Here is a 24,046-nt window from a genome sequence, read left to right on the forward strand (position 1 = left end):
CTGAAGAATTCAGTTTGCCGCTGCAGGCAGCCCTTCTGCGCGTCTCGGCAGCAGGGCTTCGAACACCACCTGACCGGCCTCGTTGCGCGCTGCGATGCGCCCTCCGTGCGCGCGCACGAACTGATCGACGATATACAGGCCCAGCCCCAGGCCCTTGCTCTGGTGGAAGCTGGCCTTGAACGGCTCGAACAGCCGCGGCAGCAGCGCGTCGTCGATCCGGCCGGCATTGCTGACCCGCAGCAGCACGCTGCGCGGATCGCGCCCGTCCACCTCCACCCTCGCCTCGCTGCCATGGGTGAGCGCGTTGCCGACCAGATTGGCGGCAATCTGGCCGAGACGGTCCAGATCGCCCTGCAGCCGCGTATCGCCGTGCATGTCCAGATGGATCCGGTCCGCGCCATGCGCGCTGCCGGCTTCGGCCACCACCGCGCGGGTCACGTCGGCCAGATCGCAGGCACTGGCCTGCAGGCGCAGCCCACCGCTGCGGATCCGCGAGAAGTCCAGCAGCTGTTCGACCATGCGTGCCATGCGCAGGGTGCTGGCCTCCAAGTACTGCAGGGTCTGCTGCGCACCCGCATTGTCCTGCGGGATCTCCAGCGCCAGCTTGTCACTGCACAGCAGGATCGCCGACAGCGGCGTGCGCAGGTCGTGGGTCAGCACCGCCGCCATTGTTTCGTTGAGCTTGAGCGCGCGTTCCAGCGCCTCGTTGCGCGCCTTCAGCAGCTGCCGCTGCTGGTACAGCTCGATGAAGACGTTGACCTTGCTCAGGATCACCTGCGGCGCTACCGGCTTGTGCAGGAAATCGACCGCACCGCTCTCGTAGCCCTTGAACACGCGCAGGGGATCATCCGGGGAGGCGGTCAGGAAGATGATCGGCACGTCGCGGCTGCGATGCGAACCGCGCATCAGTTCGGCCAGGGTGAAGCCATCGATCTCCGGCATGTGCACGTCCAGCAGGGCCAGTGCCACCTCGTGCTCGAGCAGCAGCTCCAGCGCCTGCGCGCCGGAACCGGCCAGCAGCAGATTCACGCCTTCGCGCTGCAGCAGCGCCTGCATGGCCACCAGGTTCTGCGGCACGTCATCGACGATCAGCAGGTTGACCGGGGACTGCGACTGCGCAGGGTCCGGTGGCAGCAGGTTCATGCAAACAACTCCTTCAGGCGACGACACATCAGTTCAAGGGGCAGCACGGCATCGGCGCCGGCGTACTGCAGGGCGGAGGCCGGCATCATCGACGCTTCGGCTTCCTCGGGACATTGCAGCCAGGCACGGCCACCGGCGCGGCGCACGGCGGCAACGCCCTCGCTTCCATCACTGCTGGCACCGGTCAGCAGCAGGGCCAATACCCGCCTGCCGAACACCGCAGCAGCGGAGTCGAACAGCGGATCGATGGCCGGACGGGAGAACAGCACCGGCGCATCCACCGACAACGCCACCGCCCCCTCGTCCTCCACCAGCAGGTGGTAATCCGGCGGCGCGAACGTCACCGTGCCCGGCCGCAGCGGTTGCTTGTCCTCGGCTTCACGCACCGGCAGCGCGCAGTACGGCGCCAGCACCTCGGCGATGCGGCTGGTGCGGTCACGCGGCAGGTGCAGCACGGCCAGTACCGGCACCTGCAGCGTCGCCGGGAGCGCACCGAGTACCGCCTGCAGGGCCGCCACGCCACCGGCAGACGCGCCGATCACCAGCACGGCAGGACGCTCCGGCAGCGCCATCAGGCCACCTTCCGGTACAGGCGGTGCTCGCGCGAACAGACCTCGAAGGCGTCATGGTGGCATCCGAACTGCAGCGATTCCTTGCTGCCAAGACCGAGGAAGCCCCGGTGCACCAGCGCTTCGCGGAACAGACCGACAGCGCGGTCCTGCAGGTCGCGGTTGAAATAGATCAGCACGTTGCGGCACGACACCAGGTGCACTTCGGAGAACACGGTATCGGTGGCCAGGCTGTGGTCGGCGAACACCACGTTGCGACGCAACTGGCGGTCGAACACCGCGCCGTCGTAGGCCGTGGCGTAGTAGTCGGACAGCGACGCCGTGCCACCGGCAGCCAGGTAGTTGCGGCTGAACTGGGCCATCCGGTCGATGCCATACGCGCCCGCCTCGGCGGTGGCCAGCGCGGCCGGATTGATGTCGGTGGCATAGACGATGCTGCGATCAAGCAGGCCTTCCTCATGCAGCAGGATCGCCAGCGACCACACCTCCTCACCGGTGCTGCAACCGGCCACCCACAGCTTCACCGAGGGATAGGTGCGCAGTACCGGCACCACCTGCTCGCGCAGTTCACGGAAATACGCTGGATCACGGAACATCTCCGAGACCTGCACGGTGAAGAACTGCATGGCCTGGGCGAACAGCTCCGGCTCGTGCAGCAGCCGGTACTGCAGGTCGACCAGCCGTTCGCACTCATAGCGCTGCATCGCCTGGCGCATGCGCCGGCGCAGCGACGACACCGCATAGCTGCGGAAATCGTAGTGGTAGCGCTGGTACAGCGCCTCCAGAAGAACCTTCAGCTCCAGGTCGAACAACGCCTGTTCGTTCATTGCCGCGAGCACCAGACCCGGCACAGCGAGACCAGCTTGTCGACGTCGATGGGCTTGGCGATGTAGTCGTTGGCACCGGCCTGCAGGCAACGCTCGCGGTCGTCGGGCATGGCCTTGGCGGTCAGCGCGATGATCGGCAGGTCCTGCAGGTGACGTTGCGCGCGGATCTCGCGCATCGCGGCCAGGCCGTCCTTCTCCGGCATCATGATGTCCATCAGCACCAGGTCGACCTCGCGCTCAGCCAGGCGATCCACCGCTTCCTGGCCGTTGCGCGCAATCTCCAGCGTCACGCCCAGCGGCTCAAGCACGCTGGACAGCGCGAAGATGTTGCGCACGTCATCCTCGGCCAGCAAAACAGTACGGCCATCGAGCACGGTGTCGCGACGGCGGGCCTCGCGCAGCAGGCGCTGCTGGTCGGTGGGCAGGCTGGCCTCCACGCTGTGCAGGAACAGGGTGACCTCATCCAGCAGGCGTTCGGGCGAACGCGCGCCCTTGATGATGATGCTCTTCGAATAGCGGCGCAGGCGCTGCTCTTCCTCGCGGCCGAGCGCGCGACCGGTATAGACGATCACCGGCGGGAAGCCGACATCATCGTTGCCAGCCATGTGCTCGAGCAGGTCGTAGCCGCTGCCGTCGGGCAGCGACAGGTCCATCACCATGCAGTCGAAGGTGACCGTGCTGAGCTGCTCCAGCGCGCCGGCCAGCGTTCCCACTGCAACGATCTGCAGCTGATCACGGCCCAGCAACAGTTCCAGGTTGTGGCGCAGCTCGCTGTCGTCCTCGACGATCAGCAGGCGCCGCACGTCGCGCTGGCTGGTCTGTTCCAGCTGTTCGATGGCCGTCACCAGCCGCTCGCGCGTGGTCGGCTTGATCGCGAAACCAATCGCACCCAGCTCGCGCGCCACCTGGCTGCGGTCCATCGCCGAAACCACGTGCACCGGGATATGCCGGGTATCGGGGTTGCGCTTCAGGCGCTCCAGCACGCTCAGGCCGGACACGTCCGGCAGGCCGATATCGAGCAGGATGCCGTTGGGGCGCAGTTCGCTGGCCAGGGTCAGTGCCTCTTCGGCAGTCCCGGCCACCACGCAGTCGAAGTCCAGTTCATGGGCCAGGGCCACCAGCGCTTCGGCGAACGTGGCGTCGTCCTCGACGGCCAGGATCAAGCGGCCGGCGCGTTGGCGACGGCCGCGGTCATCGGCCACGCTGGCGGTGACGGGCGCCACGGATGCAACGGTCGGTGCGACAGCGGTGCGCGCAGCGATCGGCGGCGCAGGCTGCGGCGCAGGCGCTGTTGAGGCGGCGGCAGGCACTTCGCCCGGTTCCGAAACCGGCGCGCCCTGCAACGGCAGTTCCAGGATGAAGCAGCTGCCGCGACCCGGTTCACTGTCGACCTGGATGCTGCCACCCATGCGCTCGGCCAGATCGCGCGAGATCGACAGGCCCAGGCCGGTGCCACCGTAGCGGCGGCGGGTGCTGCCATCGGCCTGGCGAAAGGCTTCGAAGATGACCTGCAGCTGCTCGCGGGCAATGCCGATACCGCTGTCGCAGACCTCGAAACGGATGCGTCCTTGACCGCCCGCACGCACGTGCAGGCTGACCTTCCCATGCTCGGTGAACTTCACCGCATTGGCCAGCAGGTTCTTCAGGATCTGCTGCAGGCGCTGGCTGTCGACCACCAGCTGGCTGGGGGCCAGCGCATCGGCCTCGATCTGCAGGGCCAGGCCCTTCTGCCGCGCCATCGGCTCGAAGGTCTCACGCAGGCGCTGCAGTACGCTGCCCGTCACCACCACTTCATCGGCCAGCTCGACGTGGCCGGCCTCGATGCGCGAAAGGTCCAGGATGTCGTTGATCAGCGCCAGCAGATCGTTGTTGGACGACAGGATCGCGCGCGCATACTTCACCTGTTCTTCGGTGAGCGTGCCGTCCTTGTTGTCGGCCAGCAGCTTGGCCAGGATCAGCGAGCTGTTCAGCGGCGTGCGCAGCTCATGCGACATGTTGGCCAGGAACTCGGACTTGTAGCGCGAAGTGGCGGCCAGTTCGTTGCTGTTGCGCACCAGCTGGCTCTGCGCGACCAGCAGCGCCTGCTTCTGCGCCTCCAGCTCGTGGGTGCGCTCCTCCAGCTGGACGTTGCTCTGTTCCAGCTCGGCCTGCTGTTCTTCCAGATGGGTCTGCGAGTGCTGCAGGCTGCGGCTCTGCTCTTCCAGTTCCTCATTGGCCACGCGCAGCTCTTCCTGCTGGGCCTGCAGCTCCTCACCCTGGCGCTGGGATTCCTCCAGCAGTACCACCAGTTGTGCGCGCAGCAGCGAGGCACGCAGCGCCATGCCGATGGTCTCGGCACAGCGCTCCAGCAGCTCGACATCGAGTCGATCCTGTTCGCCGGCGCGGGTGCGTCCCAGTTCAATGATGCCCACCACCGCACCGTCGCTGCTGATCGGCGCCAGGATGCGCTCGCGCACCGGCAACCGCCCCAGGCTGGTCTGCAGCTCAAGCACCGCATCATCTCCCCCGTGCAGGTGGCGGATGCGTTCGTCGCGCGCCACCTGCCCGGCCACGCCCTCCTGCAATGCCAGCGACGCCGGCATGCCGGACGGCAACGCCAGCCCACCGGTCAGCTGCAGTCTTCCCCCTTCCAGGCGGTAGACCGCGGCGACGTCCGCCTGCAGCTGAGCCCCCAGGCTGGTTGCCGCCGCCTCGGCGATCTGCTCCGGACCCAGATCACCGCGCAGGCTCATCGCCACCGCGTTCTCGGCCTCCTGCAGCCACAGCGCGCGCATCGCTTCGCGCCGCGCCTGGATGGCGCGGGAGACGATCAGCGCGATCATCAGGAACGCACACCCGCCAATGCTGCGGTTGACGAACGAGAACGCCGAGTTGGAGCTGGCCGGGGCAACGTTGTAGCCGATGATCAACAGGATGCAGGCGACGACGGCCACGATGAACGGCGCGCGTGCACTGCGCTGGAACAGCGTGACGCCGACAGCGAGGAAGTACGCCAGCCAGACGGCGTAGCCCAGCGGAACCACCAGTTCCAACGCAATGGTCGCTGCCAGCAGTACGGCGGAGGTCATCCAGATCCAGCGGTCACGCGTAGTCGCACCAGGACGCATGCAGGTCGGTTCCAGAGCACAAAGGGTGGGTGATGGTACTCCGTGTCGTATTCAGCCGCACAGGACCATTGGCACGTGCCGCGCCTGCACGCACTCTTCACACTGCACTGCCTAGCTTCACGTCCCTCCCAGGGGTAATGCTCATTTCCACGTGGACGCAGCTGCTTCTACGACGTCCGTGCTGACGGACCCTTCCCGCCAACTGCGACTGCTGATCGACAGCGTGCGCGACCATGCGCTGTACCTGCTTGATCCTGATGGCATCGTCTGCAGCTGGAACCCGGGCGCGGAGCGCATCAAGGGCTATTCAGCCGGTGAAGTGGTCGGCACGCACTTTGGCCGTTTCTATCTGGCTGCCGATCGCGAAGCCGGGGAACCGCAGCGCCTGCTCCGCCTCGCAGCGCAGCACGGTCACGTCGCCAGTGAAGGCTGGCGGGTGCGCCGCGATGGCTCGTCTTTCCGTGCCAGCGTGGTCATCGAGCCGGTCGTCGAAGCAGGCGAGCTGCTCGGCTTCGTCAAGATCACCCGCGACATCACCGAGCAGTGGCAGGCACAGCGGCTGCTGCGTGATGCCCAGCGTGCGCTGCGCAATACCCAACAGTTCGAGACCGTCGGCCGCCTCAGCCGCGGGCTGTCGCACGAGTTCAACAATCTGTTGACCACCATCGGCAACGCCCTGGACCTGCTGTCCCTGCGCGTGAACGGTGACGATGCACGGGCCGCCGAGCTGCTTGATGCGGCGCAGACTGCGACCGATCGCGGTGCGCTGCTGACCCGCCAGCTGCTGGCCTTCAGCACCGGCCAGACCCTGATTCGCGAGCCTCTGGATATCAATGCGCTGATACGGCAGTGGCTGCCGGACCTGCAACGCGCCTGCCCGCCCACGGTGGTGCTGGATGCCCAGCTGGCGCCCGGCCTGCCTGCGATCAACACCGATGCGCTGCAGCTGCAGACGGCGCTGGCCAATCTGGTCGCCAATGCCGCGGATGCTACCCTTGAAGGCGGCCGCATCCTGATCGGCACTGCGCTGGAACATCGCCTCGATCCGGATGCGGACTCCACGCTGCAACGTGGCTATGTCACCCTCAGCGTCTGCGATGAGGGCCACGGGATGGCGGCCGACATCGCCGAACGGGCGACCGAGCCGTTCTTCACCACCAAGGACATCGGCAAAGGCAGCGGCCTGGGCCTGAGCCAGGTGTTCGGATTCACTACCCAGAGCGGCGGCTTCGTCGACGTGTCCACCACGCCCGGTGTCGGCACCACGGTCAGCCTGCTGCTCCCCGCAATGGAGGACCCTGCCGATGACCGATGACCCGATCCGCGTGTTGATGGTGGAAGACCAGACCGATCTGCGTGAAATGATCGGCCTGGCCCTGCGCGACCTCGGCATCGACGTGGCCACGACCGCCGATGCGCATGAGGCCGCCGCCCTGCTGAAGGGCGAAGCGCGTTTCGACGTGGTGTTCAGTGACGTCAGCATGCCCAACGGCATGTCCGGCATCGAACTGAGCGAGCATGTGGCGCGCGAACAGCCGCAGGCGCGGATGATCCTGTCGTCCGGTTATGCGCGCTCGCAGCTGCCGCCCCTGCCGGAACAGGTGGAATTCCTGCCCAAGCCGTATCGGCTGCGCCAGTTGGTGCAGTTGTTGAAGCAGGCGTAAGGCACGGTGCCCCGGCAGCAGGGCCCTGCGGTCAACCCGTCATCGCCCCCCGCTGGAACGAAGCCAGCAGCGTAGAGGCTGCCGCTGCCGGCGCCAGCCGACCGCGCGCCAGTGACCAGGTGATGCCGTAGAAGCAGGTCCAGTAGAAGTCCGCAAGCCACACTGCGGTGAAACCAACGTTGAACTCTCCGGCCGCCTGACCACGCAGGAAGAAGGCCTCGAAGCGCTCGCCGATCGGCGCCCAGCGCTCCGGCAGCAGATGCAGGTCACCCTGGCGCTGCTGCTCTTCCATCATCCGCGCGAACAGCAGCGTTACCAGCTCCCAGTCCGCCAGCAGCGTGGCGGTGACCTGCTCCAGCACGTGGCGCGCATCACCGCCCTCATCGAACCAGACCGCCGCCGCTTCCACGCGCTCGAAGCCGGCCGCGAACAGTGCCTCGTCGATCGCCTCCCGGGTGGGCGCAAACCGGTACAGAGTCGCGCGGCTGATACCGGCCCCGCGCGCGAGTTCGCTGAGGGTGCAGCGTGGATGGCTGACCAGGGTGGCCGCCAGCGCGTGGGGCAGGTCGCGGCGGGTGCGTGCTGCAGCAGGTCGCATGAAAGCGCTGAGGTGTGGGTTCGCCCTCACGCTAGCATGAATCACCAATTAATAAACTGAATCAAAGATGATTCATTCGGATCACCGATGCGCTAAAACAGGGATGCGTCCGGTGCACCCGGGTCGGTGCACGGCAGGGAACGCGTCACAGGCATCGAAGGAGACAACGCCATGCTGCATCCACTACGCGATATCGCTGTGTTGTTCGACGCCAGCGACACCGGGGACCGCGTTCTCAACATCGCCGCCCATCTGGCGCAGGCACAGCAGGCCCATCTGGTCGCGGTCTCCACCGCCCAGCATCCCACCGACATCGCCAACGGTTTCGCACGCGGTGCCGGCATTGCCGCCGCACTCGACCACGAGGCGCGCGCGGATGCCGCCTGCACCGCGCAGCTGATGCAGAACCTGCGTGCCGTGTCCGAGCCGCTGCAGATCAGCACCGAACTGCGCATCGTCTCGGACTATCTGGGCGGCGCCGACCTGGCCCTGCAGTCGCTGTACTGCGACCTGATCATCGCCGGCTATCCGCGTACTCCCGGCGCCCCTTCTGGCTGGCACCCGCTGGGAACGCTGCGCCAGACCGGCGTGCCGATGCTGCTGGTGCCACCGCATTGGCATGGCGACCAGGTCGGCCATCGCATCGTGGTGGCCTGGAATGCCAGCAAGCAGGCACGCCGTGCAGTAGCCGATGCACTGCCGTTGCTCGCACGTGCAAAAGCGGTGCACCTGCTGATGGTCGACACGCCCAAGGCCGAGGCCACACCTGGCGCCGAGATGGCCCAGCACCTGGCGCGGCACGGCGTCGAAGTAGAGATCCAGGCGATCAGTTCAAGCCAGGGCGGCGTTGCCGCGACCATCCGCCAGCACGTGCTCGATGCCGACGCCGACCTGCTGGTGCTGGGCCCCTACAGCCGCAGCCGGGTGGTCGAGCGTGTGCTCGGCGGGGTCACCGAGGATCTGCTGGCCGAAGTACCGGCGCCCTTGTTCGTGTCGCACTAGTACCGCCCTGCCCTGCCCGGCGATAGCCGGTCAGCGACTGCCCGGTGTGCCGCCGGAAGTAGCGGCACAGGTAGGACGCATCCTCGAAGCACAGTCGCTCGGCGATGCGACCGATCGGCAATTCGCTGTAGGTCAGCAGCGCCTTGATTTCCAGCACCACCTGGCGATCAATCAACGCCTTAGGCGTTTCGTCGAAGCACTCGCGGGTCAGCTGCGAAAGATAGAACGGGGTGATGCACAGCGCGTCGGCATAGGACTGCACGTCGCGCTGGCGCGTGCTGCGCTCACCGACCAGTTCCCAGAAATTCCAGGCCAAGCGCTCGCGTCGGCTGACCTGCGCCACGGCCACACTGCGCGCCGGCAACAGCGTTGCGAATTTGAGGAAGAACGTCTGCAGCAGGTTGCGCAGCATCACGTGACGATAGCGGCCACCATTGTGCTGCGCATCCATCAACTGCTGCAGCCAGCCCTGCAGCAGCGGCACGTCCAGCGGCGACGGCACGCAGTGGGGCTGATCGTGCAGGAACTTGAACAGTGCATTGGGAAGCACATAGGCCACCTCCGATGCCAGAGCCTTGGGCATCAGGCAGACCACCGCCAGAAAGCCGCGTGAGCGCTGCCGCAGCAGCGCCAGCGTGTCCTCTGCCAGCACCAGCACATCGTGCCGCTGCACCGCTACCTCGCGGAAGTTCAGTGCAAAGCGCGCGCGCCCCGATACGCATACCAGCACCGCCAGATAAGCGTGGCCGAACGACAGCGGGACGCCCTGCCCTTCGGCCAGCGTACTGACCTCCAGGCGCATGGATTCGTCCTGGTCCAGGAGCTGGGGTACGCGATCCATCGGCCGATCCGGCTGTATTCCGGGCCCCAGCATACCCGGGCTCGGCCACCCGTTGTGAAAAGTACCGAAACCATCAAGGTCCCGCCCTGGGCCGATCGCGCCTGGCGACCTAGCCTGTGCACTCTCTTTGTTCCCGTGGAACCGATATGCAGCTGCACACTGAACGCTTGATCCTTCGCCCCTGGCGCGACACCGACGCTGCCGATCTGTACGAGTACGCCCGCGACCCGCGCGTGGGCCCCATCGCCGGCTGGCCGGTGCACACCAGCGTTGAGGAAAGTACCGAAATCATCCGCACCGTCTTCAATCGGCCAGAGGTCTACGCGCTGCAGAGCCGCGAGGACGGCCACGCGATCGGCTGTGTCGGCATCCTGATCGGCACCGACAGCAATTTCGAGATCAGCGATCGAGAGGGTGAGATCGCCTACTGGATCGGCGTTCCGTACTGGGGCCGCGGACTGGTGCCCGAAGCGGTGCGCGAAGTGATGCGGCACGCCTTCATGGACCTGGAGCTGAACGCGCTGTGGTGCGGCTACTTCGCCGACAACCTGCAATCGCTGGCCGCGCAGAGCAAATGCGGTTTCCAGCATCACCATACCGAAGTGAACAAGTTCAACAGCTTCCTCGGCGACTACCGCACCGAGCACATCAGCCGCATTACCCGAGAACAATGGTGTGCCCTGCAGGCCACCTTGCCAGCATGAGCGAAGTTCAGGCCGACGTGCGCTGCATGAACAGAAGCTCCGGCGTCGAGGACGCATCAACCTGCTGGAAACCGAGGTCGCGATACAGGGCCACGGCAGCTGCGTTGTCACGATAGACGCGCAACGTGAGGCGCTGCACACCGTCTTCGCGCATGGCCTGTGCACTCAAGGCCTGCATGAGCAGCCGGCCAAGGCCGCGCCCGCGTGCCAGCGGGGAAACAATGATGCGACCCAGGTGCGCGGTGCCGGCGTCGGTCATCCAGTACTGGCCAAAGCCCAGGCACTGGCCCTGCTCGTCAAGCAGCGCCCAGCCAGGCCTCGGCCCGAGTTCGAGCACCTGCGCGAACCGTTCCTGCGGCAAGGGAAACGGCACGCCGGGGCCCGCCCAGCGCTGGGTGGCCTCGGCGGAATCAAGCCAATCGGCAATGGTGGCGTAGTGGGAAGGCTGGACGGCGCAAAGGCTTGGTTTCATGACCCGCATGGTGCGTCATTCGTGGCGATTAGACACGCTGCGTGGCGACACTTGAGTTTTGTCATAGGACAATAAACAATTCCAGGCGTCCAGCCCATTCCCCCTTCGGGAGATCCCATGTTCAAAGGCCTCAGCGCGTTTCCACTGACCCCGCTCTCTGAAGCCGGCATCGACTTTCGTGCGTTTGCCGGACTGATCGAGCGCCTGGCCGATTCCGATGTTGATTCGATGGGCGTGCTTGGCTCCACTGGCAGCTACGCCTATCTGGAGAAGCACGAGCGCAAGCGCGTGCTGCGCGAAGCACTCGCGCACGCCGGGGGTGTTCCGGTGATCGCCGGCATCGGTGCATTGCGTACCCGCGATGTGCTGGAGCTGGCCCTGGACGCCGAGGATGCAGGTGCTGCAGGCCTGCTGCTCGCCCCCGTGTCTTACCAGCCCCTGAAGGACCATGAGGTGCAAGCACTGTTCGAAACAATATGCGCAGCGGTCCGCACGCCAATCTGCGTCTACGACAATCCAGGCACCACCCACTTCCGCTTCACCGATGCACTGCATGGCCGGATCGCCGCACTGCCCAACATCGCTTCGATCAAGATTCCGCGCCTTGCTGATGATCCCGTCGAGGCTGACGCGCGCGTTGCTGCACTACGTGCGTGCGTTCCCGCACATGTGACGCTAGGCGTCAGTGGTGACGCATCTGCGGTGCGTGGACTGCTGGCGGGGTGCGATGGCTGGTATTCGGTAACCGCCGGGCTGTTCCCCGAGGTAGCGCTGCAGATCATGCGGGCCGTGGGGAGTGGCGATGAAGAGGGTGCTATTGCCCTGTCTGCGCGGCTGGCGCCGCTGTGGTCCCTGTATGACCGGTTCGGCGGGATTCGCGTCATGGCCTGCGCGGCAGCCCTGCTGGGACTGTGCGGCGAGAACTGCCTGCCGTTGCCGTTGCAGGGGCTGCGTGGCGGGGATCGCGAGGAGGTCGCGGCGGTGCTGGGTGGACTGGGGTTGTTGTAGAAGCCCGGCGAGCGGTTGCCGTGCAGTGTGGCGGGTGGTGAGCTCGGCCCTCGCCCACAGCCTCACCGGGTCCATTGCCTTGGTTCAGATCACCTCCAGAAACTGGCCGACCTCACGACTACACCGTTGAAGCTTCCTCATGGTTGCGTCACAGTTCCCCACTTCCGATGGAGGTGCAGAATGCATGGAATGACCCAACACATCAGGATGGCAACAGCTGGAAGCACACTTATGCTGTTGGCTGCCTGCACCTCTGTCGGCGACACGCGAAGTTCCGGACCTGTAGCCACTTTCTCGTCCAATCAGGATCCCTTAGCCGCCGCCACGTGTGTCCGCGACGCATGGGGAGAGGTGAGCATCGGAGGATCACGATGGCAGTATGTACTTGAGCCGCGTTCCGATGGCTACTCCGTGTCGACCTCCAGCGGCGGCGTCCCAGCAGAGTTTGTTGAGGTCGCCCCTCGAGCTGGAGGGGGAAGCGATATCAAGTTCTACAGCAAGTTCCTGAAGCGTCGACAGGCTCGCTACATCGAAGCCGTCACCCAATGCGGTGTCCGCTCACCGTAACTCCAAGTCTTGAGCCTCGCGAAGGTCACAGCCTTTGCCGGGATGCTGGCCCTGACGTCAGCCGGAAGGATACGGCCGGCGGTCGAAGATCCTGCGGACGCAGCAACGATCTGCCTGAATCGCTCGGACCGGACGCCGACGCGACGTTGCTCGCCCGCACCCGGAGGGTCCGTCGAAACCACTTCGGCCTTGGATTGGGTCAAGGCTCACTCATCGGCATATGCGCCGCTTTGCTTTTGGGTCGGCCATCCGGCCCCGCTCCGGGTAGACGGCAGTGATCTGGAAGGAGTAGTACATGGCAGCAATCTGTCCGCGGTGCCTTCTGGCTACGTAATGGAGGCCTGCCACCTCAGCCGCGCGGTGAACGCGCCGCGGAACAACAGCTTGAATCTGCTGGCGCAGATCACCCGGGATTGGCGACACCAAGACGCGAATTGCGCTCTGTAAGGCCCGCGAAAGCCCGGGGCCATACCTTTCCCCTTCGCAGTACAACACAAGCAGCAGAGCGCTATTCGCGCATCAGTCTTTGCATGGGGGCAATGTGGCGAGCTTGGGTTGGTTCGACGGAATGGTCCTCGGCTTTTTGCTGGGCGTCGCTGCAAGCGCAATTGCCGCGTTCCTTGCCCTTCATGAGAAAAGGCGGGACAAATGACCGCAGCTCAAGCCTCCCAGAGAGGATGCCCCCGACGGAGTAGAACTCCGGCACCATTAGGCCGCACCTGCCGCTGGGGCCGCGCGATGGAGGCTTGCCGCCTCAGCCGAGCAAATGGCGCGTCAAGACATTCAGCAGGCCCGCCAAATGCCACAAGCCATTGATATATGGTGACCCCGGCCCGATTCGAACGGGCGACCTTCCCCTTAGGAGGGGGACGCTCTATCCAGCTGAGCTACGGGGCCATTGGCAGCGGGAAAGGATACCTCGTCTGGCTGAATGGACCAAGCGCGGGGCGTTCTGCAGAGCCCTCGGAGTAGATATGCTGGCCCGCCGCGACCCGTTGTGAACAGGATGTCCGACGTCTGGCGAACACTCTCCGCCCTCGGCGACAGCCGCTGGCTGCTGCCGATGGCCCTGGTGCTACTGATCACCCTGCCCCGTGCAGACGCACGCCTGAAATGGCGATGGCTGCTGGCCATCGCCGTCACCGCCGGCGTTACGCTTGCCTCAAAGCTGGCCTTCATGGGCTGGGGGATTGGCATCAAGAGCGTGCACTTCACCGGTTTCTCCGGGCACGCCGCGATGTCCAGTGTCGTCTATCCGGTCGTTGGTGTACTGCTTGCCGGCCCCGGCAAGCGCGCACGGGCGATCGGCCTGGTAATCGGCGCGCTGTTGGCCACCGCCATTGCCTGGTCACGAATCCCGCTGCATGCCCATAGCCTTTCGGAAGTCATTGCCGGGCTGGCTCTTGGGCTGAGCTGCAGCACGTGGGCACTGCAGGCCGCATCACCCGTCGGTCGCGCCCCTGCGGCGGCTGTTGTCGCTGCCGTACTCGCGGGAATGGTCCTGCCGCTCGCCTTGCCGGACGTCCATACGCACCAACTCGTCATTGCACTAGCCAAGCTCATCTCCGGCAGGGCTGAGATCTTCCAACACTTCTGAGAATCGCCAGGGCGACCCCACATTTCCTTCACGTTCCTTGACAGGGCAAATGAATAGCAGCCAACATAGCGGTGGAAAAATTTCCCTCACGGAGTAGGAGACCCCGTAGATGAAGAAGATGATTGCCGCCCTGGCCCTGCTGGGCCTGTCCTCGCCGGTGTTCGCTCAGGAAGCTCCTGTCGCCGCCGAAACCAGCGCTGAAGTTGCTGGCGCTGAAGCTGCTGGCGCTGCCGCCACCGGCACCCTGACCACCGTCGCTACCGTGGGTCTGGGCATCGCCGCTGCCGGCGTGCTGTACAGCGTTGCTGCGGACAGCAGCAAGGACGACGCGGGCAACAACGGCGGTACCGGCACCACCAACCCGCCGACCGGCACCACCGGTACGACCGGGACCACCGGCACTACCGGCACCAACTGATCGGTCCGCCGAAGCAGTAACCCCGCCCTCGCCGGGCGACGTTCGGCGAGGGCTTTTTCATGCCCGATCGGGCCAGGAACAGATTTCGATGGACTGCAAGCGTTTCGTAGCCACAATGACGGTGGCACTCACCCTGACCGGTTGCATGTGGGCGCCAGGCCAGCATCTTCGCTCGAGCACCTTCGCTCGCGATGATCAGCCCATTGGCAACGACCAGATCGATCTGATTCCGATCACGCCCAAGCTGATTGCCATGGAGCGCGCCACCCGGGATGTCGCGACGATCCCCGCTGCCCTGACCCAATATCAACCGGGCCCGTATCGCATTGGCGCCGGCGACATCCTCTACATCACTGTCTGGGATCATCCGGAACTGACGGTGCCGGCAGGCCCGCAGCAGCAGCTCAACGCCGCGGGTCGCCTGGTGCAGTCCGACGGCACGCTCTTCTACCCTTACATCGGCAAGATCACCGCCACGGGCAAGACGCCCGGCGAACTGCGCGAAGAGATCACGACCAAGCTGGCGCGCTACATCGAAGCGCCGCAGGTGGACGTGTCGATGCTGACCTACGCCAGCCAGCGCGTCTGGGTCACCGGCGCCTCGCGCCAGGCCGCCACTGTTCCACTGACGGTAACCCCGCTGACCATGGGCGATGCCATCAGCCAGGCAGGCCTGGATCCGACACAGGCCGATCTGTCCGGCATTCGCCTGACCCGCGATGGAACAACGTACACCATCGACCTCGACCGACTGGGCCGCAGCGGCGGCGGTGACACCAACGTGTTCCTCAAGGCAGGGGACCACATCTACGTGCCCTACCTCGATCACAAGGAAGTCTTCGTGGTCGGCGAAGTCAACCAGCCCGGCGCAATGAACTTCAAGACCGGCGAAATTTCCCTGAGCCAGGCACTTGGACGCGCGCGCGGCCTGCTGCAGACCACCTCCAACGGCAACGCTGTCTACGTGATCCGCGGTTCGAATGATCTGCAGAGCACTCCGTCGCAGGTGTTCCACCTGGAAGCCAAGTCACCGACCGCATTTGCCGTGGCCAGCCAGTTCGACCTGCAGCCCGGCGATGTCGTGTTTGTCGGTGCCGCTGGCGTGACCCGCTGGAGCCGGTTCGTGAACCAGCTGTTGCCGTTCACCTCCATCATCAGCAACGCCGCCAGCGCGCGCAGCGACCTGGACAAGTAAGGTGGCCCGCACCATGAGCAGGATCGCTCAGGCTGCCACCCGACAAGCGAATCGCCAGCGCCCCGTGGCACTGGCCTTGCTTGTACTCATCACCGCAACCAGTTGCGGCGTTGTGGGCAAGACCAGCGTCAAGTCGGTGCAGATGGCGCTGCAGGGCAAGCCCAACGTGGAACCCACGGCCACCGAGGTGGCCGCTAATCGATTCCCGCAGATCAAGGTCACCGGTCCAGCGGGTGGCGCCGTTCTGGTGCTTGGCAACATCGACTCCGGACGCCAGGCGTGGTACAGCTCCGAGCGAAGCATCGTCTTTCTCAGGGATGGCATCGTCGTCGGCACCCACGGCAGCAACCCGGAACTGCAGGACATGACGCTCGAAGGGGATTCCCCCTTCCACGCACTGCACCGGATAGCAGACGGCACGACCGTGCAGCGTCGCTATGACGTCATGCCTGATTACAGGTATGGAATGAACGTCACCGGCACCCTGGCCACCTTGGGCAAAGAGAAGGTCCAGATCCTGGAGAGCGAGCGCGAGCTGTTGCACGTGCGGGAGCGGCTTCAGGGCGACGGCTGGAAGCGCGACAACCACTACTGGGTCGATCCTGCCAACGGGTTCATCTGGAAGAGCATCCAGGCCATCGCACCCGACACCAGCCTTGAAGTTGTCCAGCTCAAGCCCTACTCGCAGGACCTGCAGAACCGATGACACTGCGACCGATCATCCTTGGGCTGGCACTGGCGCTGGCCTCACATGCGCATGCCTCATCGCCGATCAACGTCGAAGCGGCCGGTCATGTTCGCAATCCCGGCATGCACACGCTTCCCGCCGAGGCCCGCCTCAGCGCAGCCGCACTTGCTGCAGCGCCGGAAGAAGAAGCCTATATGCTGGGCGCCGCCCTTCTTCGGCAACGTGCACTGACGCCACAGACCCGCCTCAAAGCGGGCCTGCTCTTCGATCTTGAAACACTCGCCTCCCAGCAGGATGCTCCGGAGCTTGCCGACGCGGCCGCACAGCTGGCGCGCGAGCTCGGTGACCTGCCAGTGACCGGACGCGAACCGCAGCTCCTTGATCCGCGCCGCCTGGAAGCGAGTGCCGCGGAAAATCGACCCGCGCTGGCCGGCGACCGCGTCGTCTATCCCGGCCGACCCGAAACCGTGCAGGTTGTTGGCGCGGTCGTACAGCCGTGCAAGCTACAGCATCAAGCCACACTTGACGCACGAAGCTACCGCAACGCGTGCGCCTTGCTGCCAGCAGCGAGCCGGGATGATCTCTACGTCATCCAGCCCGATGGCAACGTGCAGCAACTCGGCGTGGCCCTGTGGAACCGCAGTGCGCCCGTGCGCCCGGCGCCCGGCGCTGTGATCTACGTACCATTGAGCGCTGCGAAGATCCGCACTATTGCCCCCGATGTCAACGAGGATGCCGTGCGCTTCCTTGCCACCCAGGTGCTGGATGCACCCGGAGTTTCATACTGATGCGCCACCGCTCCATCCCACTGGCACGCGCCAGTGTTGCCCTTCTCAGCCTGAGCGTCAGCGCTGTATTGCACGCACAAACAGCCCCCGCCCCCACCGCCAGCGATTGGGGCGGCGTTGGTCTGCTGCAGACCCCCACCGCACGCATGGCCGACGACGGCGAGGTGAGCTTCACCGCAAGCCATACCTCGCCCTACAGTCGCTACAACGTGGTGATGCAGCCCCTGCCATGGGTTGAAGGCGCATTCCGCTATGTATCGGTAGCGAACCGACGCTATGGTCCGGAGTGGCTGAGCGGCAAGCAGAACTACAAGGACAAATCCATCGACCTGAAGGTCCGGCTGTGGCAGGAAAGCCGATGGGCCCCCGAGGTATCCGCAGGCTTCCGCGATATCGGTGGTACCGGCCTGTTCTCCAGCGAGTACCTGGTAGCGAGCAAGCGGTTCGGGCCAGTTGATGCGAGCCTCGGCCTCGCCACCGGCTACATCGGTAATCGAGGCGATTTCTCGAACCCGCTTCGGGTAATCAGCGACCGCTTTGAAGAGCGCCCACGCGCGCAGGGCACCGGCAACTTCAACAGCAAGGGCATGTTCCGCGGTCCCGTCGGCATCTTCGGTGGCATCGCCTACCAGACACCCTGGGAACCCCTGCAGCTGAAGCTTGAGTACGACGGCAACGACTACAAGCGCGAACCACAGAACAACAATCAAACGCAGAAGAGCCCAATCAATCTGGGCGCAAGCTATGCCGTGAATCCCAACGTGCAACTGCATCTTGGCTGGGAACGCGGCGACACAGCCATGTTCGGCATTACCCTGCGCGGCAACGTGGCACGAGCGAAATCCACGCCCAAGCTGCTGGATCCGCCTCCGGTTGCCCGAGCAACCGCGGCACCCTCGGCGCAGTCAATGGATGACATCGACTGGCCCGCCCTGAGCCGGACCCTGGAAGAGAACGCCGGCCTCCGTGTCACAGGCATCAGCCGACGTGGATCGGAAGTCATCGTCAGCGGTGAACAGCGGCGGTTCTACTACCCGGCGCAGGGCGTTGGTCGAGCGGCACGCATCCTGGATTCCGAACTGCCATCCGATACCAGCTGGTTCACGATCGAGAACACCCGCCTGGGCGTACCCATCGTGGAAAGCAGCATTGAGCGCAGCACCTTCAACAGCTACCTCGACAATCGCACCCCGCTGAGCGAGTTGGCAGGCCACATCGAGCAGGCAGCGCCTGCGCAGCAGCGTCGCGAGAGCCTCTATGTGGCCCCACTTCGACGCTATGACGGCGCGTTCAATATTGGATACCAGCAGCAGCTGGGTGGACCGGATGGCTTCTTCCTGTTCCAAGTCGCAGGCACCTACTCGGCCAACTTCCACTTCACGCGGAATACCTGGCTGAGTGGAACGGCCAGCTACAACGCGTACAACAACTACGACCGCTTCCGCTACGACGCGCCAAGCAACCTGCCCCGGGTCCGCACCAACATCCGTAAGTACCTGACTACGGAAGACCTGACCCTGACCAACCTGCAGTTCACCAGCAATCATCAGCTGGGCAAGGATCTGTATGGCTCGGCCTACGCCGGCCTGTTCGAGGCCATGTACGGCGGCGTGGGTGGCGAGATCCTCTACCGACCCTTCAACGAGCGCTGGGCTGTGGGTGCCGAGCTGAACTGGGTGAAGCAGCGCGATTTCGATCAGCGCTTCAGCTTCCGTGACTACAGCACCACTACCGGCCACGCCAGCTTCTACTACCAGTGGGGCGATGAGCACAAGATCACCAGCATGATCAGCGCTGGCCGCTACCTGGCGAAGGACTGGGGCGCTACGATCTCGGTCGCGCGCGCCTTCGACAACGGCGTGAACATGGGCGCGTACGCCACCAAGACCGACGTTTCGTCCAAGGACTTTGGCGAAGGCAGCTTCGACAAGGGCATCTTCATCTCGATTCCCTTCGACTTCCTGCTGCCCCGATCCACACGCGCGCGTGCGACGTTCGCATGGAATCCGCTGTACAGGGACGGCGGCGCACGCCTGAGCCGAAGCTATGCGCTGTACCAGCTGACCTCAGAGCGGGATCCGGACTTCTTCTTCGACAATCTCGACAGAATTGACGACTGACGACTGACGGCGGGCACCCTCTCCAATCGACAGAAACCAAGGAAGGGCCGACTGCCAGCGCAGCCGGCCCTTCTCGTTTGCTTACGCTGCTCCAGTCTCCTGCAGCCAAAAGAAAGGGCCGGTTGCACATGCAACCGGCCCTTTCTGTCTCTCGGAGGGGAAAGCCCTTTAGCTGACCCCGTCCGGGCAATTACTTCTCGCTTGAGGCGTACTCGTAGTAGCCGTAGCTGTAGTAGCCCGTGGCACGCTTCTCCACCGCATTGAAGATCGCGCCCTTCACCTTCACGCCATTCTGCTCGAAGCGCTTCATCGAAAGCTCGATCTCCTTCGGCTGGTTCACGCCGAATCGAGTCACCATCAAGGTAGAGCCTGCGTGGTTGGCGACAATGGCGGCGTCAGTGACCGCAAGAATCGGCGGCGTATCGACGATCACCAGGTCGTATTCCTTGGCCAGACCCTCCAGCAGCTGCAGGAACCGCGGATGCATCAGCAGCTCGGATGGGTTCGGCGGAATATCACCGCGGGTGATGTAATGCATGTTCTCCAGGCCTGGGACAGCATGAATCGCATCCTGCAGGGTCACCTTGCCGGCCAGAACATCAGACAAGCCCCCGGAATGCGACACGCCCAGCACCTTGTGCAGGGTACCCTTTCGCATATCAACGTCGACGACAAGAACCTTCTGCCCCGCCTGAGCGACGACAGCCGCCAGGTTTGCCGAAATGAAGGTCTTGCCGACACCGGGCCGCGGGCCCGAAATGGCCAGAATGTTGTTCTTGGCCTCGAGCATTGCAAAGTGCAGGCTTGTGCGCAGGCTACGCAATGCCTCCACTGCCAGGTCGGCAGGCTCGGCGGCGGCCAGAAGGTGGGACCGGCCATCTGCCACCACGCGCTTCTTGCCGCCCTTGCCCTTCTGAACCTTCAGTAGATTCCGCGAGTTGCTCAGCGGAATGGCCGCATACACCGGCAGCCCCAGTTCCTCGATCTGCGCCGGATCCTCCACGCCAGGATTGAGCATTCGGAGCAGGAAAACCGCGGCCGTGGACAGGAATGCGCCCAACAGGAACGCCACAAGAACAATCAGCGGCTTGCGAGGCTTCACCGGCTTGCTGATATCGACGATCGCGTCATCAACGATCCGGACATTACCAACCGTACCGGCCCGCGCAACATCCAACTGCTGCGCCTGGTTCAACAGCGCGGTGTACAGTTCGTTGCTGACCTGCAGATCACGGGTATGTCGAAGCAGCTCCTGCTGCGTATCAGGCAGTGCGCTCACTTCACGACGGAAGCCACTCTTGCGAGCCTCAAGCTCGCCGATCTGGTTCAGCATCGCACGGTAGGCCGGATGCTCGCGCGTGAAGCTGCGATCCATCTCCGCCTGTTTCAGACGCAGCTGCTGGATGCTGGCCTCAACGGCGACCTCCTGCTCGAGCAGGCCCTTGGTCTGCATCGTAATGTCGACGGAATTCGAACGGGACTGGTAAGCCGCCATTGCCGCCTGCGCGTCCTCAACCTGCTTGCGCACGGTTGGCAGCTGGTCTTTCACGAAGGCAAGCTGCGTTGCTGCCTCGGCCGAGCCTCGGTCGACATTCTGTCGCACATACGCTTCAGCAATGTTCTGCACCAGCGCCTGCGCACGATCCGCATCGGTGTCTTCATAGCTGACGCGGAGGATTCCAGAATCCTTGCCCTGTTCGGATGCACGGATGTTTTCCTGCAGCCCGGCGATGACATCGAGGCGACGCTGCTTGGTCAGCGTGAAGCGCATGCCCGGATTGGCATTCAGACTCGCGACTTCAATCTTGATTCCCCGCGCCTCGGCGGGCATACCGACCTTGCCGGCAAGAATGGCTTCGCCCTCGTCATCATGCAGCGAGTACTCCCCAGTCTTGTCGCCGGCGATAAGCGTCATCGGTTCGTCGAGCAACCGGGCCGGAACATCCAGGCGGTGAATCTTCAGTTCATCACCGCCCCAGCCATAGCTGGAAAGCCCCAGAACCGGAGCCGCCACTTCGCCCCCGGTCTCACCCGAGAAACGACGTGCAATCAGCCCCCCCACCAATGGGAAACGCCGGGGCTCGATGACCGTCTCGAGCTGCATCTTGTCGACTGCAGTACCGACAATCGTACGCGAGGTCAGCAGCGCAACTTCGGTGGTGGATGCAGTACTACCGCCTCCGCCCAGAGAGGTCAGATCTGCAAGACCCGGAATGGTGGGCATCTTCGACTCAACCTGCACCGTGGCCTCAGCCCGATACACTGGCGGCGTCAGGATAGCGTAGGCGGCGCCAACCAGCGCGAACAGGAAGGTTGTTCCCAGGATCCACCACTTGCGGTCAATGAGAACGCCCAGCAGATCCCGCAGATCAATCTCGTCGTCTTCGCGGACGGGCCGCGCACTGGTTTCCTTGGTCATAGCTTCCGTTTCTTGAAAAAACCGCACCAGTGCGGCAATTACTTGATGTGGCTGGCCCAGCGGGCCACGCCCTGCTCGATCAAACCGTAGACGTGTTCGAACGCAATTCGCTGCTGACGGTAGGGATCGGGGATCTCCGACCTTCCATCCCAATGCCCCAACAGGAACGTCTTGCCGCTCACCTGAGGAACCTCGCGGGCGATTCGCGCCACATGGGACTGCTCCATCACCAGCACCAGGTCAGCCGCCGCCAACACAGACGGTGTCGCCAGACGTCCTCGATGGGCGCTGGGATCATGCCCCTTCTCCCGAAGCAGCTCTCCTGCGGTTTCATCTATCGGCCGACCGACCAATGCCTGAAGCCCTGCGGAAGAGACCTCTACCCCTGTGCGGTCCCGAAGCTGGTGCCGCATGAGCACTTCTGCGGTTGGGCTTCGACAGATGTTTCCGATGCAGACCAACAGCACCTTGTTGAACATGGGCCAATCCTCTGGCGGGGCGACGTAAGGTGCATACGTCAGCCACCAACGCTTCGCATACGAAAGTTAGCCAAGCAGCATACCTGACATAAGGGTGTAACTGAACCCAGCCCTACCAAGCCGATGGGGCGCCGCACCTAGCCCTACCCCCGGAAATCCGGACGCAGGTCACGCCTTGGTGAAGGTTCTGTTATCATCGTGTGATCGATTGTAACAGCTAACTGGTTGGACTGACGGCCGGATCGGCGCCGCCAGCCTCCCCGGCAGCGAGGCGATTGCTGGATGCACGGACCCTCTACAAGGAAGAAATCGACATGTCTTACATGCCTGCACGGCACCACACCGGGCTCTGGAACGCTTCAGGAAACAGGTTTGCCCCCGCGCTCAGCCTGGCGCTACGGGTCGGAGACCCGATTGTTCTGGTGGTAGCCGCGCTGGCCGCCTACGCGGTGAGATTCGGCGACCTGCACATGCCGATGAACTATGCCCGTTTGGTCTCCATCACCATTCTCTTCGCACTTCTCGTCCTTGGATCCTCATCATTGTACGAGAGCTGGCGCGGGCGCGGGCTGCTCGCCGAGTTCGGCAAAGTACTGATGAAGTTCGTCGTGATTTTCGGCGGTCTTCTCGCCTACTCGACCGCGATCCAAGTCACGGATGAGCTTTCGCGCATCTGGCTTGCTACCTGGTTTGGCTTGAGCTTGGCTGGCGCATTTGCCCTCCGAATTGGCGTTCGAGGCATCGCGGGCTGGATCCGAGCTCGTGGCGCAGACCTCCGCAGCGCTGTCATCGTGGGTGCCACTACTGACTCGGAGCACATTGTCAGCTCCTTGCGATCGGCGACCTGGGCAGGCATCGATGTGCGCGGCTGGTTCGCGACCCCGTCTGATCGAGGCAGCGTGCAGCACGCAAGCAGACTGGGCGATCTGGAAGGGCTCGGCGCGTATGTGGAGGCCAATCATATCGACCAGGTGTGGATTGCCCTGCCGATGCGCGACGAAGACAACATCGCAATTGCCCTGACTCAGCTGCAGCATTCCACTGCCGATATCAAATTCGTACCTGACATGTTCGGGCTGCACCTGCTGAACCACTCCGTCGAGCAGGTCGCGGGCCTTCCCGTCATCAATCTTCAGCAGACCCCCCTTCAGGGCGGCGCCCGCCTGATCAAGGCCCTGGAAGACCGCATCCTTGCCGGCCTCATCCTGATCATGATCTCCCCGATCATGCTCGGGATTGCGGTAGCGGTGAAGCTGAGCTCCCCAGGCCCGATCTTCTATCGGCAGGAGCGGATGAGCTGGAACAACAAGACGTTCTGGATGCTGAAGTTCCGCTCGATGCCGGTCGACGCCGAGGGCGCGTCTGGCGCAGTGTGGGCGAAGGCCGGCGAGAATCGCGCCACCCGCGTGGGCAGCTTCCTCCGGAAGACCAGTCTCGATGAACTGCCACAGTTCATCAACGTCCTCCTGGGCGACATGTCGATCGTTGGACCGCGGCCGGAGCGGCCGGTCTTCGTGCACAAGTTCAAGCACGAGATTCCGTCCTACATGAAAAAACACATGGTGAAGGCGGGCATCACCGGCTGGGCACAGGTCAACGGCTGGCGGGGCTCCACCGATCTTCACAAGCGCATCGAATGTGATCTGTTCTATATCGAGAACTGGTCGCTTTCGTTTGATCTGAAGATCGTTCTCATGACTCTGTTCAAGGGATTCGTGCACAAGAACGCATACTGAGAAATCTGTCGCGCCGGAACTAGCGCCTGAGGTGGCACACCTGACAGCGTGTTACGACGCGAGCTCTTTCGATGTACCGGCCTGCCTGCCAACGCCCCTTTATT

General features: G+C 64.1%; 21 protein-coding genes and 1 tRNA gene. 12 read left to right on the top strand and 10 right to left on the bottom strand.

The features are described from left to right. Window positions 1-9: 9 nt before the first annotated feature. Genes V3B48_RS03255 through V3B48_RS03270 form a run of 4 tightly spaced genes read right to left on the bottom strand, consistent with a single transcriptional unit; the run spans window position 10 to window position 5,646 of the window. A complete protein-coding gene (locus V3B48_RS03255) occupies window positions 10-1,143 on the bottom strand; it encodes a hybrid sensor histidine kinase/response regulator (RefSeq protein WP_182267704.1) in 1,134 nt (377 codons plus the stop codon). Beyond that, window positions 1,140-1,715 (bottom strand): chemotaxis protein CheB, encoded by a 576-nt coding sequence (locus V3B48_RS03260; protein ID WP_329893162.1) that lies wholly within the window; start codon window positions 1,713-1,715, stop codon window positions 1,140-1,142. The genes V3B48_RS03255 and V3B48_RS03260 overlap by 4 nt, the downstream gene beginning before the upstream one ends. Further along, complete coding sequence (locus V3B48_RS03265) at window positions 1,715-2,539, bottom strand: CheR family methyltransferase (protein WP_032127427.1); 825 nt, start codon at window positions 2,537-2,539, stop codon at window positions 1,715-1,717. Before V3B48_RS03265 ends, V3B48_RS03260 begins: the two co-directional genes overlap by 1 nt. Further along, window positions 2,536-5,646 (bottom strand): response regulator, encoded by a 3,111-nt coding sequence (locus tag V3B48_RS03270; RefSeq protein WP_329893163.1) that lies wholly within the window; start codon window positions 5,644-5,646, stop codon window positions 2,536-2,538. Before V3B48_RS03270 ends, V3B48_RS03265 begins: the two co-directional genes overlap by 4 nt. A gap of 178 nt (window positions 5,647-5,824) precedes the next feature. Here V3B48_RS03270 and V3B48_RS03275 point away from each other — a divergent pair, with 178 nt between their 5' ends. Both V3B48_RS03275 and V3B48_RS03280 read left to right on the top strand, forming a co-directional pair. Beyond that, window positions 5,825-6,961: a PAS domain-containing sensor histidine kinase gene (locus V3B48_RS03275; protein ID WP_032127429.1), complete on the top strand. Its 1,137-nt coding sequence runs from the start codon at window positions 5,825-5,827 to the stop codon at window positions 6,959-6,961. Then, on the top strand, window positions 6,951-7,310 hold the full coding sequence (locus tag V3B48_RS03280; RefSeq protein WP_010482617.1) for a response regulator: 360 nt from the start codon (window positions 6,951-6,953) through the stop codon (window positions 7,308-7,310). Before V3B48_RS03275 ends, V3B48_RS03280 begins: the two co-directional genes overlap by 11 nt. Before the next feature lie 31 nt (window positions 7,311-7,341). Here the strand turns inward: V3B48_RS03280 and V3B48_RS03285 are convergent, their stop codons facing one another. Next, window positions 7,342-7,908, bottom strand: coding sequence for a transcriptional regulator (locus V3B48_RS03285; RefSeq protein WP_071228897.1), 567 nt, complete (start codon window positions 7,906-7,908; stop codon window positions 7,342-7,344). 171 nt (window positions 7,909-8,079) lie between these two features. Between V3B48_RS03285 and V3B48_RS03290 the strand changes: the two genes are divergently transcribed. Further along, a complete protein-coding gene (locus V3B48_RS03290; RefSeq protein ID WP_032127431.1) occupies window positions 8,080-8,910 on the top strand; it encodes a universal stress protein in 831 nt (276 codons plus the stop codon). On the opposite strand, the gene V3B48_RS03295 is transcribed toward V3B48_RS03290, so the two are convergent. Next, complete coding sequence (locus V3B48_RS03295) at window positions 8,858-9,751, bottom strand: helix-turn-helix domain-containing protein (RefSeq protein ID WP_049421337.1); 894 nt, start codon at window positions 9,749-9,751, stop codon at window positions 8,858-8,860. The two genes, V3B48_RS03290 and V3B48_RS03295, sit on opposite strands and share 53 nt — an antisense overlap. Window positions 9,752-9,897: 146 nt before the next feature. Between V3B48_RS03295 and V3B48_RS03300 the strand changes: the two genes are divergently transcribed. After that, a complete protein-coding gene (locus V3B48_RS03300; RefSeq protein WP_329893164.1) occupies window positions 9,898-10,455 on the top strand; it encodes a GNAT family N-acetyltransferase in 558 nt (185 codons plus the stop codon). 7 nt (window positions 10,456-10,462) lie between these two features. Here V3B48_RS03300 and V3B48_RS03305 read toward each other — a convergent pair whose 3' ends face one another. Next, the gene (locus V3B48_RS03305) at window positions 10,463-10,936 is read right to left on the bottom strand and encodes a GNAT family N-acetyltransferase (protein WP_236494430.1); all 474 of its coding nucleotides are present in this window, start codon (window positions 10,934-10,936) and stop codon (window positions 10,463-10,465) included. A gap of 108 nt (window positions 10,937-11,044) precedes the next feature. Here V3B48_RS03305 and V3B48_RS03310 point away from each other — a divergent pair, with 108 nt between their 5' ends. Continuing rightward, window positions 11,045-11,935, top strand: coding sequence for a dihydrodipicolinate synthase family protein (locus V3B48_RS03310; RefSeq protein ID WP_329893165.1), 891 nt, complete (start codon window positions 11,045-11,047; stop codon window positions 11,933-11,935). Between the two features lie 1,387 nt (window positions 11,936-13,322). On the opposite strand, the gene V3B48_RS03315 is transcribed toward V3B48_RS03310, so the two are convergent. Next, window positions 13,323-13,399, bottom strand: a tRNA-Arg gene (locus tag V3B48_RS03315). Window positions 13,400-13,508: 109 nt separating this feature from the next. Between V3B48_RS03315 and V3B48_RS03320 the strand changes: the two genes are divergently transcribed. From V3B48_RS03320 to V3B48_RS03345, 6 genes are all read left to right on the top strand, one after another. Continuing rightward, a complete protein-coding gene (locus V3B48_RS03320) occupies window positions 13,509-14,099 on the top strand; it encodes a phosphatase PAP2 family protein (protein WP_329893166.1) in 591 nt (196 codons plus the stop codon). A gap of 109 nt (window positions 14,100-14,208) precedes the next feature. Next, window positions 14,209-14,517, top strand: coding sequence for a hypothetical protein (locus V3B48_RS03325; RefSeq protein ID WP_010484749.1), 309 nt, complete (start codon window positions 14,209-14,211; stop codon window positions 14,515-14,517). Between the two features lie 88 nt (window positions 14,518-14,605). Further along, window positions 14,606-15,712: a polysaccharide biosynthesis/export family protein gene (locus V3B48_RS03330; RefSeq protein ID WP_329893167.1), complete on the top strand. Its 1,107-nt coding sequence runs from the start codon at window positions 14,606-14,608 to the stop codon at window positions 15,710-15,712. A gap of 13 nt (window positions 15,713-15,725) precedes the next feature. Further along, window positions 15,726-16,418 carry a YjbF family lipoprotein gene (locus tag V3B48_RS03335; protein ID WP_329893168.1) on the top strand — a complete coding sequence of 231 codons (693 nt, stop codon included), beginning with the start codon at window positions 15,726-15,728 and terminating at the stop codon, window positions 16,416-16,418. Then, complete coding sequence (locus tag V3B48_RS03340; RefSeq protein WP_329893169.1) at window positions 16,415-17,188, top strand: capsule biosynthesis GfcC family protein; 774 nt, start codon at window positions 16,415-16,417, stop codon at window positions 17,186-17,188. The genes V3B48_RS03335 and V3B48_RS03340 overlap by 4 nt, the downstream gene beginning before the upstream one ends. Beyond that, window positions 17,188-19,308: a YjbH domain-containing protein gene (locus V3B48_RS03345; RefSeq protein WP_329893170.1), complete on the top strand. Its 2,121-nt coding sequence runs from the start codon at window positions 17,188-17,190 to the stop codon at window positions 19,306-19,308. Before V3B48_RS03340 ends, V3B48_RS03345 begins: the two co-directional genes overlap by 1 nt. Window positions 19,309-19,498: 190 nt before the next feature. On the opposite strand, the gene V3B48_RS03350 is transcribed toward V3B48_RS03345, so the two are convergent. Then, complete coding sequence (locus V3B48_RS03350) at window positions 19,499-21,727, bottom strand: polysaccharide biosynthesis tyrosine autokinase (RefSeq protein ID WP_329893171.1); 2,229 nt, start codon at window positions 21,725-21,727, stop codon at window positions 19,499-19,501. Between the two features lie 38 nt (window positions 21,728-21,765). After that, entirely contained in the window at window positions 21,766-22,206 is a 441-nt protein-coding gene (locus tag V3B48_RS03355) for a low molecular weight protein-tyrosine-phosphatase (RefSeq protein WP_049421330.1), read from the bottom strand. A gap of 314 nt (window positions 22,207-22,520) precedes the next feature. Between V3B48_RS03355 and V3B48_RS03360 the strand changes: the two genes are divergently transcribed. Next, window positions 22,521-23,942 (top strand): undecaprenyl-phosphate glucose phosphotransferase, encoded by a 1,422-nt coding sequence (locus V3B48_RS03360; RefSeq protein WP_329893172.1) that lies wholly within the window; start codon window positions 22,521-22,523, stop codon window positions 23,940-23,942. Window positions 23,943-24,046: the final 104 nt, after the last annotated feature.

Origin of the sequence: Stenotrophomonas sp. SMYL20 (assembly GCF_036320045.1) — a bacterium.
Lineage (GTDB): Bacteria > Pseudomonadota > Gammaproteobacteria > Xanthomonadales > Xanthomonadaceae > Stenotrophomonas > Stenotrophomonas maltophilia_A.

Bases quoted from the DNA above. Each gene is read 5' to 3' on its own strand.
- V3B48_RS03255 (WP_182267704.1), bottom strand. From the start codon at position 1,143: ATGAACCTGCTGCCACCGGACCCTGCGCAGTCGCAGTCCCCGGTCAAC.
- V3B48_RS03260 (WP_329893162.1), bottom strand. From the start codon at position 1,715: ATGGCGCTGCCGGAGCGTCCTGCCGTGCTGGTGATCGGCGCGTCTGCC.
- V3B48_RS03265 (WP_032127427.1), bottom strand. From the start codon at position 2,539: ATGAACGAACAGGCGTTGTTCGACCTGGAGCTGAAGGTTCTTCTGGAG.
- V3B48_RS03270 (WP_329893163.1), bottom strand. From the start codon at position 5,646: ATGCGTCCTGGTGCGACTACGCGTGACCGCTGGATCTGGATGACCTCC.
- V3B48_RS03280 (WP_010482617.1), top strand. From the start codon at position 6,951: ATGACCGATGACCCGATCCGCGTGTTGATGGTGGAAGACCAGACCGAT.
- V3B48_RS03285 (WP_071228897.1), bottom strand. From the start codon at position 7,908: ATGCGACCTGCTGCAGCACGCACCCGCCGCGACCTGCCCCACGCGCTG.
- V3B48_RS03290 (WP_032127431.1), top strand. From the start codon at position 8,080: ATGCTGCATCCACTACGCGATATCGCTGTGTTGTTCGACGCCAGCGAC.
- V3B48_RS03295 (WP_049421337.1), bottom strand. From the start codon at position 9,751: ATGGATCGCGTACCCCAGCTCCTGGACCAGGACGAATCCATGCGCCTG.
- V3B48_RS03300 (WP_329893164.1), top strand. From the start codon at position 9,898: ATGCAGCTGCACACTGAACGCTTGATCCTTCGCCCCTGGCGCGACACC.
- V3B48_RS03305 (WP_236494430.1), bottom strand. From the start codon at position 10,936: ATGCGGGTCATGAAACCAAGCCTTTGCGCCGTCCAGCCTTCCCACTAC.
- V3B48_RS03310 (WP_329893165.1), top strand. From the start codon at position 11,045: ATGTTCAAAGGCCTCAGCGCGTTTCCACTGACCCCGCTCTCTGAAGCC.
- V3B48_RS03320 (WP_329893166.1), top strand. From the start codon at position 13,509: ATGTCCGACGTCTGGCGAACACTCTCCGCCCTCGGCGACAGCCGCTGG.
- V3B48_RS03325 (WP_010484749.1), top strand. From the start codon at position 14,209: ATGAAGAAGATGATTGCCGCCCTGGCCCTGCTGGGCCTGTCCTCGCCG.
- V3B48_RS03330 (WP_329893167.1), top strand. From the start codon at position 14,606: ATGGACTGCAAGCGTTTCGTAGCCACAATGACGGTGGCACTCACCCTG.
- V3B48_RS03335 (WP_329893168.1), top strand. From the start codon at position 15,726: ATGAGCAGGATCGCTCAGGCTGCCACCCGACAAGCGAATCGCCAGCGC.
- V3B48_RS03340 (WP_329893169.1), top strand. From the start codon at position 16,415: ATGACACTGCGACCGATCATCCTTGGGCTGGCACTGGCGCTGGCCTCA.
- V3B48_RS03345 (WP_329893170.1), top strand. From the start codon at position 17,188: ATGCGCCACCGCTCCATCCCACTGGCACGCGCCAGTGTTGCCCTTCTC.
- V3B48_RS03350 (WP_329893171.1), bottom strand. From the start codon at position 21,727: ATGACCAAGGAAACCAGTGCGCGGCCCGTCCGCGAAGACGACGAGATT.
- V3B48_RS03355 (WP_049421330.1), bottom strand. From the start codon at position 22,206: ATGTTCAACAAGGTGCTGTTGGTCTGCATCGGAAACATCTGTCGAAGC.
- V3B48_RS03360 (WP_329893172.1), top strand. From the start codon at position 22,521: ATGTCTTACATGCCTGCACGGCACCACACCGGGCTCTGGAACGCTTCA.